Here is a 17,594-nt window from a genome sequence, read left to right on the forward strand (position 1 = left end):
AACCATAGGCTTATCAGACAGGAGTTTCTTATGACCACATCCAGCGGCCTACAGTATGTTGAAGTCCAGCCCGGCTACGGCGAGCAGCCGCAACCCGGCGCTATCGTTTCAGTCCACTACCGCGGTATGCTCGCCGATGGTTCGGTATTCGATAGTTCGTATGAGCGCGGTGAGCCGATCAGCTTTCCACTTGGTGTCGGTATGGTGATTCCGGGTTGGGATGAGGGAATCGGGATGATGCGAGTAGGCGGTAAGGCGCGGCTTATCATTCCACCCCATCTGGCTTACGGAGAACTCGGCTATCCACCGGTGATCCCGCCGAACGCTACCTTGACGTTCGATGTCGAGTTGGTTGAGATTTTACCCGGACCACCGGAAGCACCACAAGACTTGCCGGCCGACCGCTATACCACCAATCCCAGCGGTCTCAAGTTTGTCGATCTGACCGTAGGCGATGGTACCGTGGCCAAAGCTGGCCATACCGTCACCGTTCACTACACCGGTTGGTTGACCGACGGCAGTATGTTCGACAGTTCCCTCCTCCGTGGTGAACCGTTTATCTTCCCGCTTGGCGCCGGACGGGTCATACGAGGCTGGGATGAGGGTGTCGCCGGAATGCGGGTTGGCGGACGACGTCAGTTGATCATTCCGGCAGCGCTGGCCTACGGTAATCGTGGCGCCGGTGATGTCATACCACCGGGAGCGACCCTGATCTTTGAAGTGGAGTTGCTGGAGGTTGTTTGATGCGGATCGAAGCGATTGAACTGCGCCGGATCCGGCTACCATACCGGTCACCGTTCGAGACGAGCGGCTGGCGCGAAGAGGCGAATCACTCGGTGATCGTTACGTTGCATAGCGAAGGGGCAGTTGGCTGGGGCGAAGCCCCGGTCGGTGCTGGACCATGGTACAATGAAGAGACGCAGACAACGGCGTGGGTGATGATGCGTGAGATTTTGGCCCCACTGCTTCTCGGCCGTGATCTCAGCTACCCTGAGGAGGTCGATACGATATTCGCCCGTGTCCGCGGCAATCGTATGGCACGGGCTGGGCTTGAATTCGCTGCTTGGGATTTGTTCGGACGGGCAAGTAGGCAGAGTCTGAGTGCGATGCTCGGTGGTACTCGGCAGCGCGTCGAGGTTGGCGTGAGCGTTGGTGTACAACCTTCCATCGAAGCACTTCTTGAAGTGGTTGAAGGGTACGTCAGTGCAGGTTATCAACGGGTGAAACTAAAGATTAAACCAGGCTGGGACGTTGAACCAACCCGTGCTGTGCGCGAGCGTTGGCCGGATTTACGCCTACAGGTCGATGCCAACAGCATTTACACCCTTGATCAGGCTGCCCAACTTGCCAAACTCGATGAGTTTGATCTGCTGCTGATCGAGCAACCGCTCGCTCACGACGACATCATCGATCACGCGAAACTGCAACGTCAACTGCGTACCCCTATCTGTCTTGACGAGAGTATCGTATCACCCGCTCATGCGCGTTGGGCTATCGAGTTACGCGCTTGCGGAGTGATTAACATCAAACCGTCACGGGTCGGTGGGCTTCACGCGGCGCGCCAAATCCACGATCTGGCCCAAGCTGCCGGTATTCCGGTCTGGTGTGGTGGTATGCTGGAAACCGGGATCGGACGCGCCGCTAACGTTGGCTTGGCCAGTCTACCCAACTTCAGCTTGCCCGGTGACATCAGCGCCAACGACCGCTACTTCCACCAAGACATTGTTACCAACCCCTTTACCCTTAATCCCGACAGCACCCTCACGGTGCCAACCGGGCCGGGTAACGGAGCTGAAGTCGATCTCGAACGATTACAAGCGGTAACTATCGATTACGTAATGTTACGGATCTAATCTGACGCAGCCGACTACCTACGAGCGGTTACTGAATGAAGAGGTAGATGTTACATCTACCTCTTCTGCTTATAGCACCGACACCGTCGTTACTGTTCAGATAGTAACCGTGCTCCGAGCAAAAACCCATACCCACGCACCGGCTGAATAATGCCAGGCAGCTTCCGGCGCAATCGAGCGAGTCGGGCTTTCACCAGTTCACGTGCTTCACAATATTGCATTTTTCGCTTGTAAATCAGATCGGCCAATGACTCAAACGAAGCTATCTGACTCGGTAATTGCGACAGATAGTGAATAACTTCAAGCTCGCATTGATTAAGCGGAATCTCGCGATTGTTGAACAAGGCCCGTGCTACGGCTGCATTTACCATCAAGGTTGGCCACGACGATGTATCTACGACCAGCGCTTGAGGATGAGGGGAGGGTTTCGTTGCGATGTCGGGGGAGATGTGTGCAGGTTTCGTCGACCGCTGCCACAGACACGAAAACCGCTCGGCAGAACATGTCGGGACAAGCTTGACCAGTTGATCGTGGTGGTTATCAAGCCAGTGACTATTGAAAATACGAGGGATTCGACTGGCAATCAGTGCGTAATCGCGAAGTGAGGCATTGATCCGATCGATAATCAGATAATCAAACGCCATCTGGTTCACATCATCATAGGCTGAACGAACATCACTGACTGCCACTACTGCCCAATCCAATCGGTTAAGTAGCTGGGTTAAGCGGTTGCGGCGGTCAGGCTCATGCTCCACGAGGAGGATAATCCCTTTTAGCATGGCGCTAACCCCTGTACTACTCATATGGATATGCCAACTAGTATAGAGAGCCGTAGAAGAAAGTCACAATCACCCTTTATTCCTAGTAACAGTTAGTACTTTTACAACGATGAGAGAAAAATTTATACGTATTGATACTTCTCTTAAACCGTCTACTTTCACAATATCGTACTATTGTATATCAATATTCGATACCATCCATTACAAAAAACTGAACAAAAAGCGGTCTGTCATATCAAAACAAGAAATCCATGCTTGAACAGGAGCAAGTTGGCACACAGCCAACCAGGTAGCTCCGCCTAGCATGGAATTCGGTTAGAGAATTGAAACCGTTATTCTGTATCCCCCGCTTCGTCTAGAGCAAGACGAGCAGCAGATCGAGTGCATCCTACCGCTTCGCAGCAGCCATCATCGCGGTAAACTGGGCAAAGAGATAGGTCGCATCGTGTGGACCAGGCCCGGCTTCAGGGTGATACTGTACACTGAAGCAATGCAGTTCTGGATAGCTAAACCCTTCCAACGTCTGATCGTTCAGGTTGATGTGGGTCAATTCAACGCCTGCCGGTAACGAATCCGGATCAACTGCAAAGCCGTGATTTTGCGAGGTAATCTCCACCCGCCCCGTTGGCAGATAGCGTACCGGATGGTTCGCCCCGTGATGACCAAACGGCAACTTGTACGTGCGTCCACCTAATGCCAGCCCCATCAGTTGGTGACCGAGGCAGATACCAAAGATCGGCAATTTACCCAGCAACGCGCGCAACGTCGCCACCGCATAGGTCGCCGCCGCCGGATCACCCGGCCCGTTTGAGAAGAAGATGCCATCAGGTTGGAGCGCCAACGCCTCAGCCGGTGATGTCGTCGCCGGAACGACGGTCACCCGGCAACCATGATCGACTAAGCGCCGTAAGATGGTGCGCTTGATCCCAAAATCGTAAGCCACCACATGGTACGTAAGCTCTTTGGCGGGGCCGTTGGGGTAGGGCGGGGTAAACGGCTCGCTGTTCGTTGTCCAATGGTACGGTTCGGGACAAGTCACCACCTGCGTTAGGTCTTGGCCTTCCATCGGTGGTGCAGCTCGACACTTTGCTAACAGGGTTTCAATCGACTCGCCGGTGGTTGAGATAATCCCGCGCATCGCACCGGCAGTACGAATATGGCGCGTCAAGGCCCGTGTATCGACCTCGCTAATCGCGACAATCCCGTAGTCACGCAACAATTGGGATAGGCTCCCTCTGGCCCGCCACGAACTATAGTGTTCGCTATAACTGCGCACGATAAAGCCCGCTACTTGCGGCTGGATCGATTCAGGGTCAAAATCGTTGACGCCGGTATTTCCAATATGCGACGCAGTCATCGTGACAAGTTGACCACAGTAGGAAGGATCGGTCAGAATCTCTTGGTAGCCGGTCATGCCGGTGTGAAACACCACCTCACCGATCCGCTCACCGGGAGCACCAAACGAACGACCGGGAAACACACGACCATCTTCAAGCACAAGTATTGCATCCATTGTCATGTTCTCGTGGTGGGGCTTGGGCCAATAGCCATTGCCTGCCGAGTCATTTGCGGTATTGTATCATAAGCGTTCGCGCCGGTGGTGGAGAACCGACGCGCTGATGATAGTTTTATTATGTCAACTACCGATACTACCTGTTCCACGCAAACGACCGCAGCAGAGTAGCCATTTCAATTGCGGCTAATGCGGCGTCACTCCCACGATTACCGGCTTTTGTCCCGGCGCGCTCGATAGCTTGTTCAATTGTATCGGTCGTGAGTACCCCAAAAATGATCGGTACGCCGGTGGCTAAGGCACTGGACGCAATGCCGTTTGCCGCCTGCCCGGCGACGTAATCGAAATGGCTGGTTGCTCCTCGAATCACGACCCCTAAGCAGATGATGGCGTCGTAATACGGGCGATCATCGGCAGCACGTTTGCGCTCGGCCATGCGTTTGGCGACCAACGGGATCTCAAACGCACCTGGCACCCACGCAATATCAATATCATCAGTGGCAACACCGTGCCGCGTCAAAGTATCGATTGCACCACGCAACAGCTCACGCCCAATCGTATCGTTGAAGCGCGAGATGACAATCCCACAGACTAAACCGGCGCCGACCAGTTGACCTTCAAAGGTTTGCCCCATTGCTCGCTCCTATGCAGTTACTATCATCGGCTCAACTTGCTCGATGCGCCGGCGGTACGCGATGAGATCGGCAATCGATAGCAGGGTGAGTCCATGACGAGTAGCAAATCGCTCCAGATCGGGTAAACGTGCCATCGTACCATCAGGATTCATAATCTCGCAGATAACCGCCGCCGGATAGAGACCGGCCAAGCGGGCCAGATCGAGCGATGCTTCGGTTTGACCGGGTCGGACGAGCACGCCGCCGTCTCTGGCCCGTAATGGAAAGACATGACCGGGCCGCACGAGATCTTCAGGACGAGTTGCCGGATCGATCAATGTCCGAATAGTCGTCGCTCGATCAAAGGCCGAAATACCGGTCGTGACTCCGTAGCGTGCTTCAACCGAAACGGTGAACGCAGTGCCAAAATGGTTCGTGTTATTGGTGGGTGGGACCATGAGCGGTAGCTGTAGCTCATCAAGCCGCTCACCGGTCATCGCGACACAGATCAGGCCACACCCTTCGCGCGCCATAAAGGTGATCGCCGCCGGTGTGACAAACTCGGCGGCAATCGCTAAATCGCCTTCGTTTTCACGGTCGGCAGCATCGACGATAATCACAAACTTACCGGCACGAAAATCGGCAATTGCGGTTTCAACGCTGGCGAACGGCATATGGCATCTCTCCGATGAACTTTTCAACATACTTTGCTAACACATCAACTTCGAGATTGACGCGACTGCCAACCGGCTTACGTGGCAACGTGATATGCTGTTGCGTGTAAGCAATTAACATAAATGTGAATGCATCAGGCAGTACCTCAACCACCGTCAGGCTCGTTCCGTCAACGGCGATGTATCCCTTTGGCACGATGTAGCGTAACAAGTCGGGGGTAGTCGCTACCGTCACCCACAGCGAATCGCCTTCAGGGTGAAACGCTGTGATGACCCCGGTCCCATCAACATGACCCTGCACAAAATGCCCGCCGATGCGCCCATTGACGGCCAGTGAACGCTCAAGGTTCACCCCATCCCCAACTCGCAGATCGCCCAGATTGGTGCGACGAAGGGTTTCGGGTGAAAGACCAACCGTAAAGGTGGAGTTGGTCAGCGCCGTCACCGTTAGACACGCACCGTTTACCGCAATACTGTGTCCTTGTTCCGTACCTTGTAACACGGTTGTTGCCTGAATGGTTAACGACCATCCGCCATCGATTTCAGCAAGTGATTCGACTGTACCAATTTCCTCGATAATACCGGTGAACATACCTCTTCCTCTGGATAAGATACATCGGCTTGTATCCACATATCGGGGGCCGCCGATTCATCATCGTCAGCCGGAATGAGTTCAACATGTATCCGACCTAAACGGGCTGCGTGCGATAAGAGGGTATATCCGCTCCCCCCAACTGGGCAAGGGGCCTGTTGACCACCGATAATCAGTGGTGCAATAAAAACCCACACCCGGTCGATCAAGCGTTCGCGAAAACATGCGCCCAGCAATTCACTCCCCCCTTCCACCAGTACCGTGAGTATCCCGCGCCGACCGAGTTCATCGAAGAGGGCTGACAGTCTCACTCGACCGTCGTCGTTGGCAGGCAAGAGCCAGACATCCACACCACGTTCGACCAGCGCACGCCGATGATCGGCAGGGATCAGCTCTGTTGCTGCCACAACTGTCTGACCGGGTAAGTCCGGATCGAACACCTTGGCCGATAACGGGACCCGTCCGCGGCTGTCAGCCACAATCCGCAGGGGGTGACGGATGCTATCAGGCGACAGATCGGGTAGGCGAGTAGTGAGACTCGGATCGTCTGCAATGACGGTACCCGCTCCAACGAGCACCGCATCGGTACGGTTGCGTAAGTGGTGAACACGCCGGCGAGCAGCAGCATTACTGATCCAGCGCGACTGACCGGTAACAGTCGCAATTTTTCCATCGAGGCTCATCGCGAACTTGGCCGTGACAAAGGGACGTCCGGTGGTGATGTGCTTGAAGAAGGGGCGATTAAGTTCAAAGGCTTCCGCTTCGCACACACCGGACTGGACCCGAATCCCGGCAGCGGCGAGCTGCGCATGCCCCTTGCCGGAGACGAGTGGATTGGGATCGGCAATGGCGTAATACACCTCGGCAATACCGGCAGCGATAATCGCATCGGTACACGGTGGTGTACGTCCAACATGCGCACAGGGTTCGAGGGTGACATACATCGTTGCGCCGCGAGCCGCTTCTCCGGCCACACGCAACGCCTCGACTTCGGCATGCGGCTCACCGGCCCGCCGGTGATAGCCTTCACCGACGATCCGACCATCTTTGACGATCACGGCGCCGACCATTGGGTTGGGACTGGTGCGACCGGTAGCCTGTTGAGCAAGCACCAATGCGCGACGCATGTACGTTTCGGGATCAGGATGCTGACACATACAAAAACCCCAAAGGAACGTAGTACCAATACTGTTCCTTCGGGGCAAAGCGATCGCAAGCGCTCGACCATCTACCAATTGCCGCGCTCATACAAAAACCCCGAACAGTGAATTGTTCGGGGTAGGTAAGCAAACCAAGACAATCCTCGTCGTCACGAGGACAGCACGGTATGCTCAACCTTCTTTCATCCCGACTGTACGGTCGGCTCCGGAGTTTCACCGGATCGTGCGAGGTGTCGGATGTGACCACCCGCTCGTGGGCTATACCACCGATCGGGAATTGCCCGGTCTTGAGTTGAAACTCAATTCCAGACTCACCCTGCCCCGAAGGTTTACTAAGTTGTCTTTTCTATTATACACGAGAACGGTTGTCTCAGGGTAGTCATTCGATTATCATAGATCGTATGCACATTCTGCAACTCTACAAAGACTACCCACCGGTGAAAGGCGGTATCGAAGGCCACGTGCAACTACTCAGTGAAGGGTTAGTAGCACGCGGTCATCGGGTAACGGTGCTCTACGTCGCACCCGACCGGCGTGGTTGTCATACGTGGCGCAACGGGGTCGAACTAATCGGTGTGCCGCGCCTGGTTACCCTGGCTCGCACCCCATTAAGCCCAGCCCTGCTCTGGTATGCGGCACGCTTACGCCCCGACGTGATCCACGCGCATCATCCATACCCTTTTGGCGATCTGGCGCTCCTCGTCACGCGGGCCCCATTCGTGATAACCTACCACAGCGATATTGTGCGTCAGCGCATGCTGGGCCGCTTGACGGCTCCCTTGATCAATCACACCCTCCACCGTGCCGCCTGCGTGATTGCCGCCAGCCCACAATTAGCCGCGACATCACCGTGGCTACGGCGCCATCGGGAACGGATACAGATTATCCCCTTCGGCCTTCCTCCATTGCCGTTACCCAATCCAACGTTAGTGGCTGCATTACACCGGCGCTTTCCCGGTCCTAATGCATTGTTCGTCGGACGGCTACGCTACTACAAAGGCGTGGAGTACCTGATCCAGGCTATCGCACGATTACCGCGTGGTCATGCCATTATCGCCGGTGGGGATGCAACGGTGCGTGGTTACGATCTCGTGAGGCTCGCCGCCGCGTTAGGCGTTGAGTACCGGGTGCATGTGTTAGGGGAAGTTGATCAGATGACGTTACGCGCGCTCTACGCGCTCGCCGATGTGTTTGTATTACCGTCGGTGGCACGCAGCGAAGCCTTCGGTATTGTCCAAATCGAGGCGCAATTGGCCGGCCTACCGGTGATCTGTACCGAACTAGGTACCGGGACCAGTTTCGTGACCCAACACGGACGAACTGGGTTGGTGGTTCCGCCCGCCGATCCATCGGCACTGGCACAAGCGTTAGCAAGCCTCTTTAACAACCCTAACCGAGCACGCGCGCTTGGGCTGGCCGGGAGAGAACGAGCAATGACCGAATTCCGCCTTTCTCAGATGGTGGAGCGCATTGAGCAGGTGTATCGCGAGGTTGTAGACTCATGACCGTTACCTCAGGCGCCCCACTCTCGCGCCAGCATACCATCGTTGTTGCCGAGTAGACGGCGCGTTGCCGGGGCGTAGGTAGCCGGCATAGTCCGCAAAGCGGCAGCTAGCGTTGTGAGATCGGATGGTAAGGTAACCCGAAACCAGAACGGCAATTGCTCTACACGCAGCCTCTGGTGGCGTATCTGCTCCAGCCACGATAGTACTGACGTAGAGGGAAGATACGCAGCCAAAGATGAGGAACGTATCCCCAGCACATACCACCCACCCCGGTCACACGGTCCCAGCACCAGATCGGCTCCCGCCTCTAATAGCGTAAAAGCATCGCGGAGGCGCGTCTCCGGCAGATGCGGAGTATCACCACTGATTACCACCAGTGGTCCATCAACCGACTCGGCAGCAATGTGTACCGCACTTGTCACGATAGCCGTCACTCCGGTGACACGCATCGTCAACGTTTGCAAATCGGCGATAAAGGCACTCGACCACCAGCTCGCTTCAATACCGAATGACTCGCGTAACATGGCGGTACGGTCGAAAATGAGAGTTGTGCGCTGCATGCAACGCTCCATCTTTGTCGCGTGAGATCGTTCCCTATTATAGAACGTCGTAATCGCCCCCTGATCAGGAAACGGGTTCAATAGTTAAAAAATAGATGAATCTTTGCTGGTCGAAATAGTTACAGAATGAATTTATCATCACCGAGAGTTGCCTGAGTTTCATCTGACGCTTTCCCACACTGCTTCTATACTGATGAAAGCAGGCAGCGCGTTTCCTGCATACAGCCAAGGAGGCAGCTATGGGATCACGGCATGTAACGCTGGATGGCAATGAAGCAGTTGCTAACGTTGCCTATCAACTGAGTGAAGTGATCGCAATCTATCCGATAACCCCTTCCACTCCGATGGGTGAGCTTGCCGATGCGTATGCGGCCGCCGGTAAGCCAAACCTGTGGGGTGTCGTACCAACCGTGTATGAAATGCAGTCTGAGGGTGGAGCTGCCGGTGCATTACACGGTGCTATGCAGACCGGCGCTTTGACCACTACCTTCACCGCCTCGCAAGGACTGCTGTTGATGATCCCCAACATGTTCAAGATGGCCGCCGAGATGACGCCCGGTGTGTTCCACGTTGCGGCGCGCGCTGTGGCAACCCAAGCGTTATCGATCTTCGGCGATCAATCTGATGTGATGGCCGCCCGTACCACCGGTGTTGGCATGATCGCGTCAGCGTCGGTTCAAGAGGCGCAGGATCTAGCCCTCATTGCCCACGCCAGTTCACTGGCCGGTAAGCTACCGGTGATCCACTTCTTCGACGGATTTCGCACCTCGCACGAGGTGAATACGATTATTCAGCTCGAACCGGAGGAGATTCGGGCTATGATCAAGGACGAGTGGGTCTACGATCAGCGTGCTCACGCCCTCTCCCCCGAACATCCGGTGATTCGCGGTACGGCGCAGAATCCAGATGTCGCATTTCAAGCTCGTGAGCGCATCCAACCCATTCTCGATGCCTTTCCCAACGTCGTGCAGGAGCAGATGGATCGTTTCGCGGCCATCACCGGTCGCCATTATCATCTCTTCGACTACTTTGGCGCACCCGATGCCGAACGGGTGATTGTGATAATGGGATCGGGTGGTGAGACCGCCCGTGAGACGGCATTCTACCTTCATCGGCAGGGTGAGAAGGTCGGGGTGGTGATGGTGCGCCTATTCCGGCCCTTTGCCGCCGAGGCATTCCGCGCCGTCCTTCCGCCAACCGTAAAAGCCATTGCCGTCCTCGACCGCACCAAAGAGCCAGGCGCTTCTGGAGAGCCGCTCTTCCTCGATGTGGTAAGCGCATTACGCGATCAGCCGATCACGATTATCGGGGGACGCTACGGCCTCTCGTCCAAAGAGTTTACACCCGGTATGGCGGCAGCCGTCTTTGCCGAGTTGGCAAAACCCCATCCCAAAGAGCACTTCACCGTCGGGATCAACGATGATGTCAGTCATAGCAGTTTGAGCTACGATCCCGATCTCTGCATCGATCCCCCCGGCACGGTACGTTGTGTATTCTGGGGACTCGGCTCAGACGGCACGGTCGGAGCGAACAAGAACAGTATTAAGATCATCGGCGATAGCAGTGAAGGTGAGGCCGAACGCTACGCTCAAGGGTATTTCGTCTACGACTCGAAGAAGTCAGGGTCGGTGACCATCTCGCATTTGCGCTTTGGCCCCTCGCCACTGGCAACCCCCTACCTTATCGGCAAGGGCCAAGCCCAATTCGTCGCTTGTCATAACTTTAGTTTCCTCGAGCGGTTTGATGTCTTGCAATACGCTGCTCCCAACGGGGTCTTCCTACTCAACAGTCCTTACGGTCCCGATCAGGTCTGGCATCAATTGCCGACCGTCGTCCAGCGCAAGATTCGCGATCTAAACCTGCGCTTCTATGTGATTGATGCAACGGCAGTAGCGAACGAAGTCGGTATGCGTGGTCGCATTAACACCGTTATGCAAACCTGCTTCTTCGCCATCAGTGGCGTGTTACCGCGCGAAGACGCCATTGCCGCCATTAAGCAATCGATCAAGAAGACTTACGGTCGGCGTGGTGAGGCTGTCGTGAAGCAGAATTGGACTGCCGTCGATCGCACCCTTGATCGCCTCTACGAAGTACCTATTCCGCCGCCAAGTGAAGATAACGGCTTACCGATGCGTCCTCCGGTGCCTAAGCATGCACCGCAGTTCGTGCGTGAGGTGCTCGGCCCGATGATTGCCGGGCGCGGCGATGAACTGCCAGTCAGTGCTATTCCCATTGATGGCTCCTTCCCCACCGGCACCACCAAGTGGGAGAAGCGTAATATCGCAATCGAGATTCCAGTGTGGGATCCGAACATCTGCATTCAATGCAACAAGTGTGTGTTTGTCTGTCCGCACGCAACCATCCGGGCGAAAGTCTACCCTGAAGAGGCGCTCGCCGGCGCTCCCGAAGGTTTCCAGAGCGCACCGGCCCGCTTCAAAGAATTCCCAGGCCAACGCTATACACTGCAAGTCGCACCGGAAGACTGCACCGGCTGTGGCTTGTGTGTCGAGGCGTGCCCGGTCAAAGATAAGCGTGCAGTCGGACGCAAGGCGATCAATCTGCAACCGCAAGCCCCCATCCGCGCTCGTGAAACCGCGTACTGGGACTTCTTCTTAAGCCTACCCGACGTAGACCGCACGCTCATCCCATCCGGTAGTGTTAAACATACGCAGTTGTACGTGCCGCTGATGGAATTTTCGGGCGCATGCGCCGGGTGCGGCGAAACACCCTACCTCAAGCTGCTCAGCCAACTGTTTGGCGACCGTGCGATCATTGCCAACGCCACCGGCTGTTCGTCCATTTATGGTGGCAACCTACCGACCACCCCGTGGACGACCAACGCCGAGGGGCGTGGGCCGGCATGGTGCAATTCACTATTTGAAGATAATGCCGAATTTGGTCTTGGTATGCGGCTAAGCATCGACCAGCAACTTGCCCATGCCCGCATGCTCCTCAACCAACTCCGCCCTATCCTTGGTGCTGAGTTTGTCGAAGACCTGCTCAACGCCGATCAGCACACCGAAGTTGGTATTCGCGAACAGCGTGAACGAGTAGCCATCCTCAAGCAGCGGCTCCGTGAACTGATCGACAGCAACCCGCCAGAGGTGAACGCGATGCGTGAACTGCTGGCACTAGCCGATGTGCTGATCAAACGCAGCATCTGGATTGTTGGTGGCGATGGCTGGGCCTACGACATTGGCTTTGGCGGTCTCGATCACGTCTTCGCCTCAGGGCGCGATGTCAATATCCTCGTGCTCGACACCGAAGTCTACTCCAATACCGGCGGGCAGGCGAGCAAATCTACTCCAACCGGCGCCGTTGCCAAGTTCGCTGCAAGCGGTAAAGGCGGAGTTAAGAAAGATCTGGCCCAAATCGCGATAACTTACGGTGATGTCTACGTAGCGCGCGTTGCCTTCGGCGCCGACGATGTTCAAACCTTACGCGCCTTCCAAGAGGCTGAGGCCTATCCCGGCGTTTCACTCATTATTGCCTACAGCCACTGTATCGCCCACGGCTACGACCTACGTCGCGGTCTTGAGCAGCAACGGCTCGCGGTTGAAACCGGTATCTGGCCGCTGTACCGCTACAACCCTTCCATCCACGAAGGCTCACCATTAACCATCGACTCGAAAGCGCCGAGCCTCGATCCCGAAGTCTACCTACGTCGTGAAGGACGCTTCCAAATGTTGCAACAGGCGAATCCAGCGCGCTACGAGCAGTTGCTGAATAGCTTGCGTCGCCAAGTGGCGCTCAAGTGGGCACATTTGCAGTGGATGGCCAACGAGCTGGTCACTGAGACGAAGGAGGGGCTGCGATGATCGACTTTAGTACCACCTATCTGGGCATGAAGCTGCGTACACCAATCGTGGTCGCAGCCTCACCCATCAGCCGCAACGTCGAACTTGTCCGCCAACTGGAAGAGGCCGGACTAGGGGCAGTGGTGATGTACTCACTCTTTGAAGAGCAGATCATCCAGCAGAGCCTCGAACTGGACCGTATGCTAAGCCATGGGGCCGAGAGCTTTGCCGAAGCCCTCAGTTATCTGCCCGAACACGGAACGTATAGCACCGGCCCCGAACGCTACCTCGAGCATGTAGCAGCCCTGAAACAGGCCCTGAGCATTCCGGTCATCGGTAGCCTCAACGGCGTCTCAAGGGGGGGTTGGGTGCATTACGCACGCTTGATCCAAGAAGCCGGTGCTGATGCGCTCGAACTCAACATCTACTTTGTACCAATCGATACCAACATCACCAGCTCCGAGCTTGAAGACATCTATGTTGATTTGGTTAAAGCAGTGCGTGCCGAGATCAGCATCCCACTGGCGGTGAAGATCGGACCCTACTTCACCGCCCTCCCCAACTTCGCATGGCGACTGATGGAAGCGGGGGCGAATGCATTGGTGTTGTTCAACCGCTTCTACCAACCTGATTTCGATCTCGAACAGCTCTCGGTGCGGCCCAATTTGCAACTGAGCACTTCGGCAGAATTGCGGCTACCATTGCGTTGGATCGCCCTCCTCTACGGACGCATCCCGTTAGAGTTTGCCCTGAGCAGCGGTGTTCACAACGCTATCGACGTACTCAAGGGCCTGATGGCCGGGGCCAACGTAACGATGATAGCATCGGCATTATTACGCGGTCACGCCCCCGATGTCCTCCGCACTATCTTGCACGACATGGAGTTGTGGCTTACCGAACACGAATACGAATCGGTAGCACAACTGCACGGCAGTATGAGCCAGCGCGCCGTCGCCGAACCGGCCGCCTTTGAGCGCGCTAACTACATTCGGGTCCTCGATGATTATCGTCCGCCTTACGCCCTTGGGAGCCATACCGATCTGACCGGACGGATGTTGTATCCGTTCCTCGCTGATGAAGGATAAGACAACACGACACTCTTCCCCGCTTCTTTACGCGAGAAGCGGGGAAGCAGACGATACATGCACGTACCCTCCACAGTCTTAGTAACATGGATAATATTCAAATATTTATACATATCTCTTGACAAATAAGCAAATAAGGAGTATATTTCAGGCATTGGTATCAGTCTTTTCAAGCATAATTACAGCGTGCAAAAACTGCACGTGGGTAGAAGCTTATCGCGCCTTTTTCATTGACGAAGCATGGTTGATGTATATTTGCCTTCTTCCCAATACCATTGCGCTACCGGATGATACGTTTAACCAAATCAAAGTAATGAGGAAGTCTATGCGACGAAGGTGGATGCTGGTGTTCGGGTTCGTATTGGCACTCGCAGCACTGAGTGCGTGTAGCCGCCAACCAACTGCTTCTACAGAGCTTAACGTTGTGTTGACCGACTATAAGTTTGAACCGGATAAACTCATTATTCCGCCCGGTCAAGAGATTACGCTGCACCTGACCAATAAAGGCGCCATCGAACACGAGCTGGTGATTATGAAATACGGAACTACTGTCGGTGATAGTTTTGGCGCTGAAGATGAAGAGAATATCTATTGGGAAATCGAAGTGAAACCCGGTGAAAGTACCACAGTAACGTTTACGTCACCTGACGTAGCCGGTCAGTACCAGTTTGTCTGTGGCATCGAGGGTCATTTCACCGCCGGGATGCATGGCACGCTGACGATTGTCGAAACCGTTGCCCAGCGCTAATCGGTGCCCCAATTGTCCGTGCTGTGAGCTGCCTCAGATGCGGTTCGCATATTTTTATGTTGCGGTTTGACTTGACAACAAGCCAGCAGATCGTCTACACTTAAAATACCGATCACTTGATGGAATACGATTACGCAATGATGTGGGCAACGGGGAGCGAAAGGTTCGCCACCTTGATTAAGAATTCTTGCAATAGCGAGACGGTCTGCGTGCTGCACTTCATTATTGCTCTGTACTGAAGTGAGAGATGGCCGTTCTTTCCCAAACCGTCGGACGAAACCGATTCAGGCATCGTTAGCAACGACAACGGTATCACATCTGTATAACAGCCAGAAGCGCATCTTACAACCGGAGCACAACGAAGAGGCAGCCGATATGGCTGCCTCCCGCAATACCCACCATCGTTACCTAATCTGCTGCTGCAACCCGCTGCCTTTGCTTCTCGACTACCGTCAAACCGAGTTGCTCACGGAGCGGTGTTCGTGGGCGAGCATAGTTACGAACTTCGCTGGCGATGATTTCGGCAGTCATCCGCAACTGAGCTAACCATGGCGCCGGTGCCATTTGCTTGTGCATGTAGCTATCGAACGTTAGACGTTGCACATCGTAGTTGCGGCACATCTCGGTAAATACCTCCATCTGCCGCTCATTACCATACCCCCAGACCTGCAAAAAGCGGAGAAAACGGTACATCGTGCCGTACCGCTTCCACCACCGTCGCTCGTAGGTGCGTAGGTTGGCCGCACTCGGCACATCGAGATACTCAGCCAGTGTTTGTGCAGCCATTTGCCCACTCTTCATCGCCCAATAAATCCCCTCACCGGAGGTATGCACCACTAAGCCGGCGGCATCACCGATGAACATCGCCCGATCGAAGGCTAAATGCGGACGTGGCTCCATCGGCAAGGCATGGGCTTCCCGCAAGATAACTTGTCCACCATCGAGGGCCGAACCGAGCCGCCGCTTGAGATTGTTCAGCAACTGCCTAGCAGCCGAGCCATGGCCGGGGCCAGCACCGATCCCGACGGCAATGTGGTCACGTTTGGGGAAGGCCCATGCGTACAAATCAGGGCTGACTTCGTGCCCAAGATACAGATCGGCCGTCTCTTCCCAGCGAGCCATCTTACCGGGTGGCAGTTTAATCCGCTCTTGTATTGCCACTGCGCGAGGCAGATTCGGCAAACCGAGAAACTTAGCCGTCGGCGAATAGGCTCCATCAGCTCCGATCACTACATCGGCCCACACAGACCCTTCATGGCCGGAGGGCGTGCGGTACGTCGCCTCAACACCACGCCGATCAACTCGCAGGCCGATCAGTTGGGCATGGATCAGCTCAGCACCACGCTCTTGAGCGCGCTGGCGCAAGAAGCTATCGAACACTTCGCGCCGCACCATTGCCACATAATCATCCTCACTCGGAACCGTACCCGCCACCGGGACACGGGTCTCTTGGCCGGAAGGCGACACGATCAGACACTGGCGCACCTTACGATCGATCAAACTCGTCGGCAAATCAAACTCGCGAAACGCGGCCGGCGGCACTGCACCACCGCATGGCTTTGCCTTGACCAGCTCCTTCTCGATCATAATCGTCTCGATACCGAACGACCGCAGCGTAATTGCTGCGGTCGCCCCGCCCACCGATGCGCCAACAACCAGAACTCGTGGAGCCATTACCATCACACTTCTAGGGGCAACTGCCCATCATGCTGCCAAACCAATTGCTGCTGCCAGCATACCCCAGACATAGAGCATAATTGCCGTGGCATTGAAGAATACTTCATTGTGTTCGGGGTCACGGATGAAGTGAGCATTTGGAATGCTCTGTGCCGCAAGCAACAGAAAGACCACCGTTGCCGCTACGGGATGTCCCCAATGGTAAAGTAAACCGATCACGGCGATCTGAGCGACACCCATGGTAATGACGACCATTCGTGCGGCCATAACCTTACCATACTGCACCGGGATCGAACGGATACCCATGAGCGTATCGCCCTTTATGCTCTTGAAATCATTGACGGTCATAATACCGTGCGCACCGAGCGAATAGAGCAGGGCAATCGTCACACTCTCACCGGTCAGTGGCGCAAACGCGGCATGCCCGGCCATCCACGCCAATCCCTCGTAAGAGATCGCTACCAACGCATTCCCAATCCACCCGTTGCGTTTACCGCGGATCGGACGCAAGCTATACGCCAACGCAAACAACAGCCCCAAAGCGACGAAGAACGCCACTTCACGACCCAGGAACAGCGCAATACTCGTGCCGATCCACGTCAGCACTGCGGTTAGAATATAGACATGGCGTAGCGAGACCTGACCGGATGGGATCAAGCGGTGGGGTTCGTTAATCGCATCAACCTCACGGTCGGCGTAATCATTCACCACCTGCGACAACCCACATAAAATCGGCCCGGCCATAAACATACCGAGCAACAAGCGACCGATCGACTCGTTCCAGCCGACAGCACCGCTCGCGATAGCGCCACACATAAACGCCCACGTCGGTGCGAACCACGTTACCGGTTTCATTAATTGGATCGAGTTACGAAGCCACGACCAGCGTGATTGGGATCGATCGGTTGCCGACAGTGGCGAAGGTACAGTTACGCTGGTGCGGTCGCTCATGTCGCTCATAGCGCGTACTCTCTAGCTCAGCAAGATCGTTACCTGACGCTCCACAATAAATGGGCAAGCGTCCAGATTGGCTATCG

15 protein-coding genes and 1 riboswitch are annotated in these 17,594 nt (G+C 55.4%); of the genes, 6 read left to right on the forward strand and 9 right to left on the reverse strand.

What is annotated here, in order from left to right; translation table 11 throughout:
- The first annotated feature begins 30 nt into the window (after positions 1-30).
- Together ACP5OT_RS14265 and menC are read left to right on the forward strand one after the other, a co-directional pair.
- On the forward strand, positions 31-744 hold the full coding sequence (locus ACP5OT_RS14265; protein WP_424675805.1) for an FKBP-type peptidyl-prolyl cis-trans isomerase: 714 nt from the start codon (positions 31-33) through the stop codon (positions 742-744).
- Positions 744-1,853 (forward strand): o-succinylbenzoate synthase, encoded by a 1,110-nt coding sequence (menC, locus tag ACP5OT_RS14270; protein ID WP_424675823.1) that lies wholly within the window; start codon positions 744-746, stop codon positions 1,851-1,853. The genes ACP5OT_RS14265 and menC overlap by 1 nt, the downstream gene beginning before the upstream one ends.
- 89 nt (positions 1,854-1,942) lie before the next feature.
- Here the strand turns inward: menC and ACP5OT_RS14275 are convergent, their stop codons facing one another.
- The 6 genes from ACP5OT_RS14275 to ribD all read right to left on the reverse strand — a co-directional run bounded on the left by ACP5OT_RS14275 (position 1,943) and on the right by ribD (position 7,182).
- Positions 1,943-2,656, reverse strand: a complete 714-nt coding sequence (locus tag ACP5OT_RS14275) for a hypothetical protein (RefSeq protein WP_424675804.1) — start codon at positions 2,654-2,656, stop codon at positions 1,943-1,945.
- Between the two features lie 364 nt (positions 2,657-3,020).
- Positions 3,021-4,145: a glutamine-hydrolyzing carbamoyl-phosphate synthase small subunit gene (gene carA, locus ACP5OT_RS14280; RefSeq protein WP_424675803.1), complete on the reverse strand. Its 1,125-nt coding sequence runs from the start codon at positions 4,143-4,145 to the stop codon at positions 3,021-3,023.
- Between the two features lie 136 nt (positions 4,146-4,281).
- Complete coding sequence (gene ribH / locus ACP5OT_RS14285) at positions 4,282-4,779, reverse strand: 6,7-dimethyl-8-ribityllumazine synthase (RefSeq protein ID WP_424675802.1); 498 nt, start codon at positions 4,777-4,779, stop codon at positions 4,282-4,284.
- Between the two features lie 9 nt (positions 4,780-4,788).
- A complete protein-coding gene (ribB, locus tag ACP5OT_RS14290; RefSeq protein WP_424675801.1) occupies positions 4,789-5,433 on the reverse strand; it encodes a 3,4-dihydroxy-2-butanone-4-phosphate synthase in 645 nt (214 codons plus the stop codon).
- Positions 5,414-6,025 (reverse strand): riboflavin synthase, encoded by a 612-nt coding sequence (locus ACP5OT_RS14295; RefSeq protein WP_424675800.1) that lies wholly within the window; start codon positions 6,023-6,025, stop codon positions 5,414-5,416. Before ACP5OT_RS14295 ends, ribB begins: the two co-directional genes overlap by 20 nt.
- Positions 5,953-7,182 (reverse strand): bifunctional diaminohydroxyphosphoribosylaminopyrimidine deaminase/5-amino-6-(5-phosphoribosylamino)uracil reductase RibD, encoded by a 1,230-nt coding sequence (gene ribD / locus ACP5OT_RS14300; protein WP_424675799.1) that lies wholly within the window; start codon positions 7,180-7,182, stop codon positions 5,953-5,955. Before ribD ends, ACP5OT_RS14295 begins: the two co-directional genes overlap by 73 nt.
- A gap of 173 nt (positions 7,183-7,355) precedes the next feature.
- Positions 7,356-7,518: riboswitch (FMN riboswitch) on the reverse strand.
- Positions 7,519-7,586: 68 nt separating this feature from the next.
- On the opposite strand from ribD, the gene ACP5OT_RS14305 reads away from it, so the two are divergent.
- Entirely contained in the window at positions 7,587-8,690 is a 1,104-nt protein-coding gene (locus tag ACP5OT_RS14305) for a glycosyltransferase (RefSeq protein ID WP_428111017.1), read from the forward strand.
- An 8-nt stretch (positions 8,691-8,698) separates the two neighbouring features.
- Here the strand turns inward: ACP5OT_RS14305 and ACP5OT_RS14310 are convergent, their stop codons facing one another.
- Entirely contained in the window at positions 8,699-9,250 is a 552-nt protein-coding gene (locus ACP5OT_RS14310) for a DUF2064 domain-containing protein (RefSeq protein WP_424675797.1), read from the reverse strand.
- A gap of 239 nt (positions 9,251-9,489) precedes the next feature.
- Here ACP5OT_RS14310 and nifJ point away from each other — a divergent pair, with 239 nt between their 5' ends.
- From nifJ to ACP5OT_RS14325, 3 genes are all read left to right on the forward strand, one after another.
- Positions 9,490-13,068 carry a pyruvate:ferredoxin (flavodoxin) oxidoreductase gene (gene nifJ, locus ACP5OT_RS14315; RefSeq protein WP_428132505.1) on the forward strand — a complete coding sequence of 1,193 codons (3,579 nt, stop codon included), beginning with the start codon at positions 9,490-9,492 and terminating at the stop codon, positions 13,066-13,068.
- Positions 13,065-14,132, forward strand: coding sequence for a dihydroorotate dehydrogenase-like protein (locus ACP5OT_RS14320; RefSeq protein WP_428132507.1), 1,068 nt, complete (start codon positions 13,065-13,067; stop codon positions 14,130-14,132). The genes nifJ and ACP5OT_RS14320 overlap by 4 nt, the downstream gene beginning before the upstream one ends.
- A gap of 325 nt (positions 14,133-14,457) precedes the next feature.
- Complete coding sequence (locus tag ACP5OT_RS14325) at positions 14,458-14,880, forward strand: cupredoxin domain-containing protein (RefSeq protein WP_424675794.1); 423 nt, start codon at positions 14,458-14,460, stop codon at positions 14,878-14,880.
- A 408-nt stretch (positions 14,881-15,288) separates the two neighbouring features.
- Here the strand turns inward: ACP5OT_RS14325 and ACP5OT_RS14330 are convergent, their stop codons facing one another.
- Positions 15,289-16,554, reverse strand: a complete 1,266-nt coding sequence (locus ACP5OT_RS14330; protein ID WP_424675793.1) for a geranylgeranyl diphosphate reductase — start codon at positions 16,552-16,554, stop codon at positions 15,289-15,291.
- A 30-nt stretch (positions 16,555-16,584) separates the two neighbouring features.
- On the reverse strand, positions 16,585-17,508 hold the full coding sequence (chlG, locus tag ACP5OT_RS14335) for a chlorophyll synthase ChlG (RefSeq protein ID WP_428132510.1): 924 nt from the start codon (positions 17,506-17,508) through the stop codon (positions 16,585-16,587).
- Positions 17,509-17,594: the final 86 nt, after the last annotated feature.

This window comes from Chloroflexus sp. (assembly GCF_049970315.1).
Lineage (GTDB): Bacteria > Chloroflexota > Chloroflexia > Chloroflexales > Chloroflexaceae > Chloroflexus.

Coding starts and splice junctions, on each gene's coding strand:
- ACP5OT_RS14265 (WP_424675805.1), top strand. CDS start 31: ATGACCACATCCAGCGGCCTACAGTATGTTGAAGTCCAGCCCGGCTAC.
- menC (WP_424675823.1), top strand. CDS start 744: ATGCGGATCGAAGCGATTGAACTGCGCCGGATCCGGCTACCATACCGG.
- ACP5OT_RS14275 (WP_424675804.1), bottom strand. CDS start 2,656: ATGAGTAGTACAGGGGTTAGCGCCATGCTAAAAGGGATTATCCTCCTC.
- carA (WP_424675803.1), bottom strand. CDS start 4,145: ATGGATGCAATACTTGTGCTTGAAGATGGTCGTGTGTTTCCCGGTCGT.
- ribH (WP_424675802.1), bottom strand. CDS start 4,779: ATGGGGCAAACCTTTGAAGGTCAACTGGTCGGCGCCGGTTTAGTCTGT.
- ribB (WP_424675801.1), bottom strand. CDS start 5,433: ATGCCGTTCGCCAGCGTTGAAACCGCAATTGCCGATTTTCGTGCCGGT.
- ACP5OT_RS14295 (WP_424675800.1), bottom strand. CDS start 6,025: ATGTTCACCGGTATTATCGAGGAAATTGGTACAGTCGAATCACTTGCT.
- ribD (WP_424675799.1), bottom strand. CDS start 7,182: ATGTGTCAGCATCCTGATCCCGAAACGTACATGCGTCGCGCATTGGTG.
- ACP5OT_RS14305 (WP_428111017.1), top strand. CDS start 7,587: ATGCACATTCTGCAACTCTACAAAGACTACCCACCGGTGAAAGGCGGT.
- ACP5OT_RS14310 (WP_424675797.1), bottom strand. CDS start 9,250: ATGCAGCGCACAACTCTCATTTTCGACCGTACCGCCATGTTACGCGAG.
- nifJ (WP_428132505.1), top strand. CDS start 9,490: ATGGGATCACGGCATGTAACGCTGGATGGCAATGAAGCAGTTGCTAAC.
- ACP5OT_RS14320 (WP_428132507.1), top strand. CDS start 13,065: ATGATCGACTTTAGTACCACCTATCTGGGCATGAAGCTGCGTACACCA.
- ACP5OT_RS14325 (WP_424675794.1), top strand. CDS start 14,458: ATGCGACGAAGGTGGATGCTGGTGTTCGGGTTCGTATTGGCACTCGCA.
- ACP5OT_RS14330 (WP_424675793.1), bottom strand. CDS start 16,554: ATGGCTCCACGAGTTCTGGTTGTTGGCGCATCGGTGGGCGGGGCGACC.
- chlG (WP_428132510.1), bottom strand. CDS start 17,508: ATGAGCGACCGCACCAGCGTAACTGTACCTTCGCCACTGTCGGCAACC.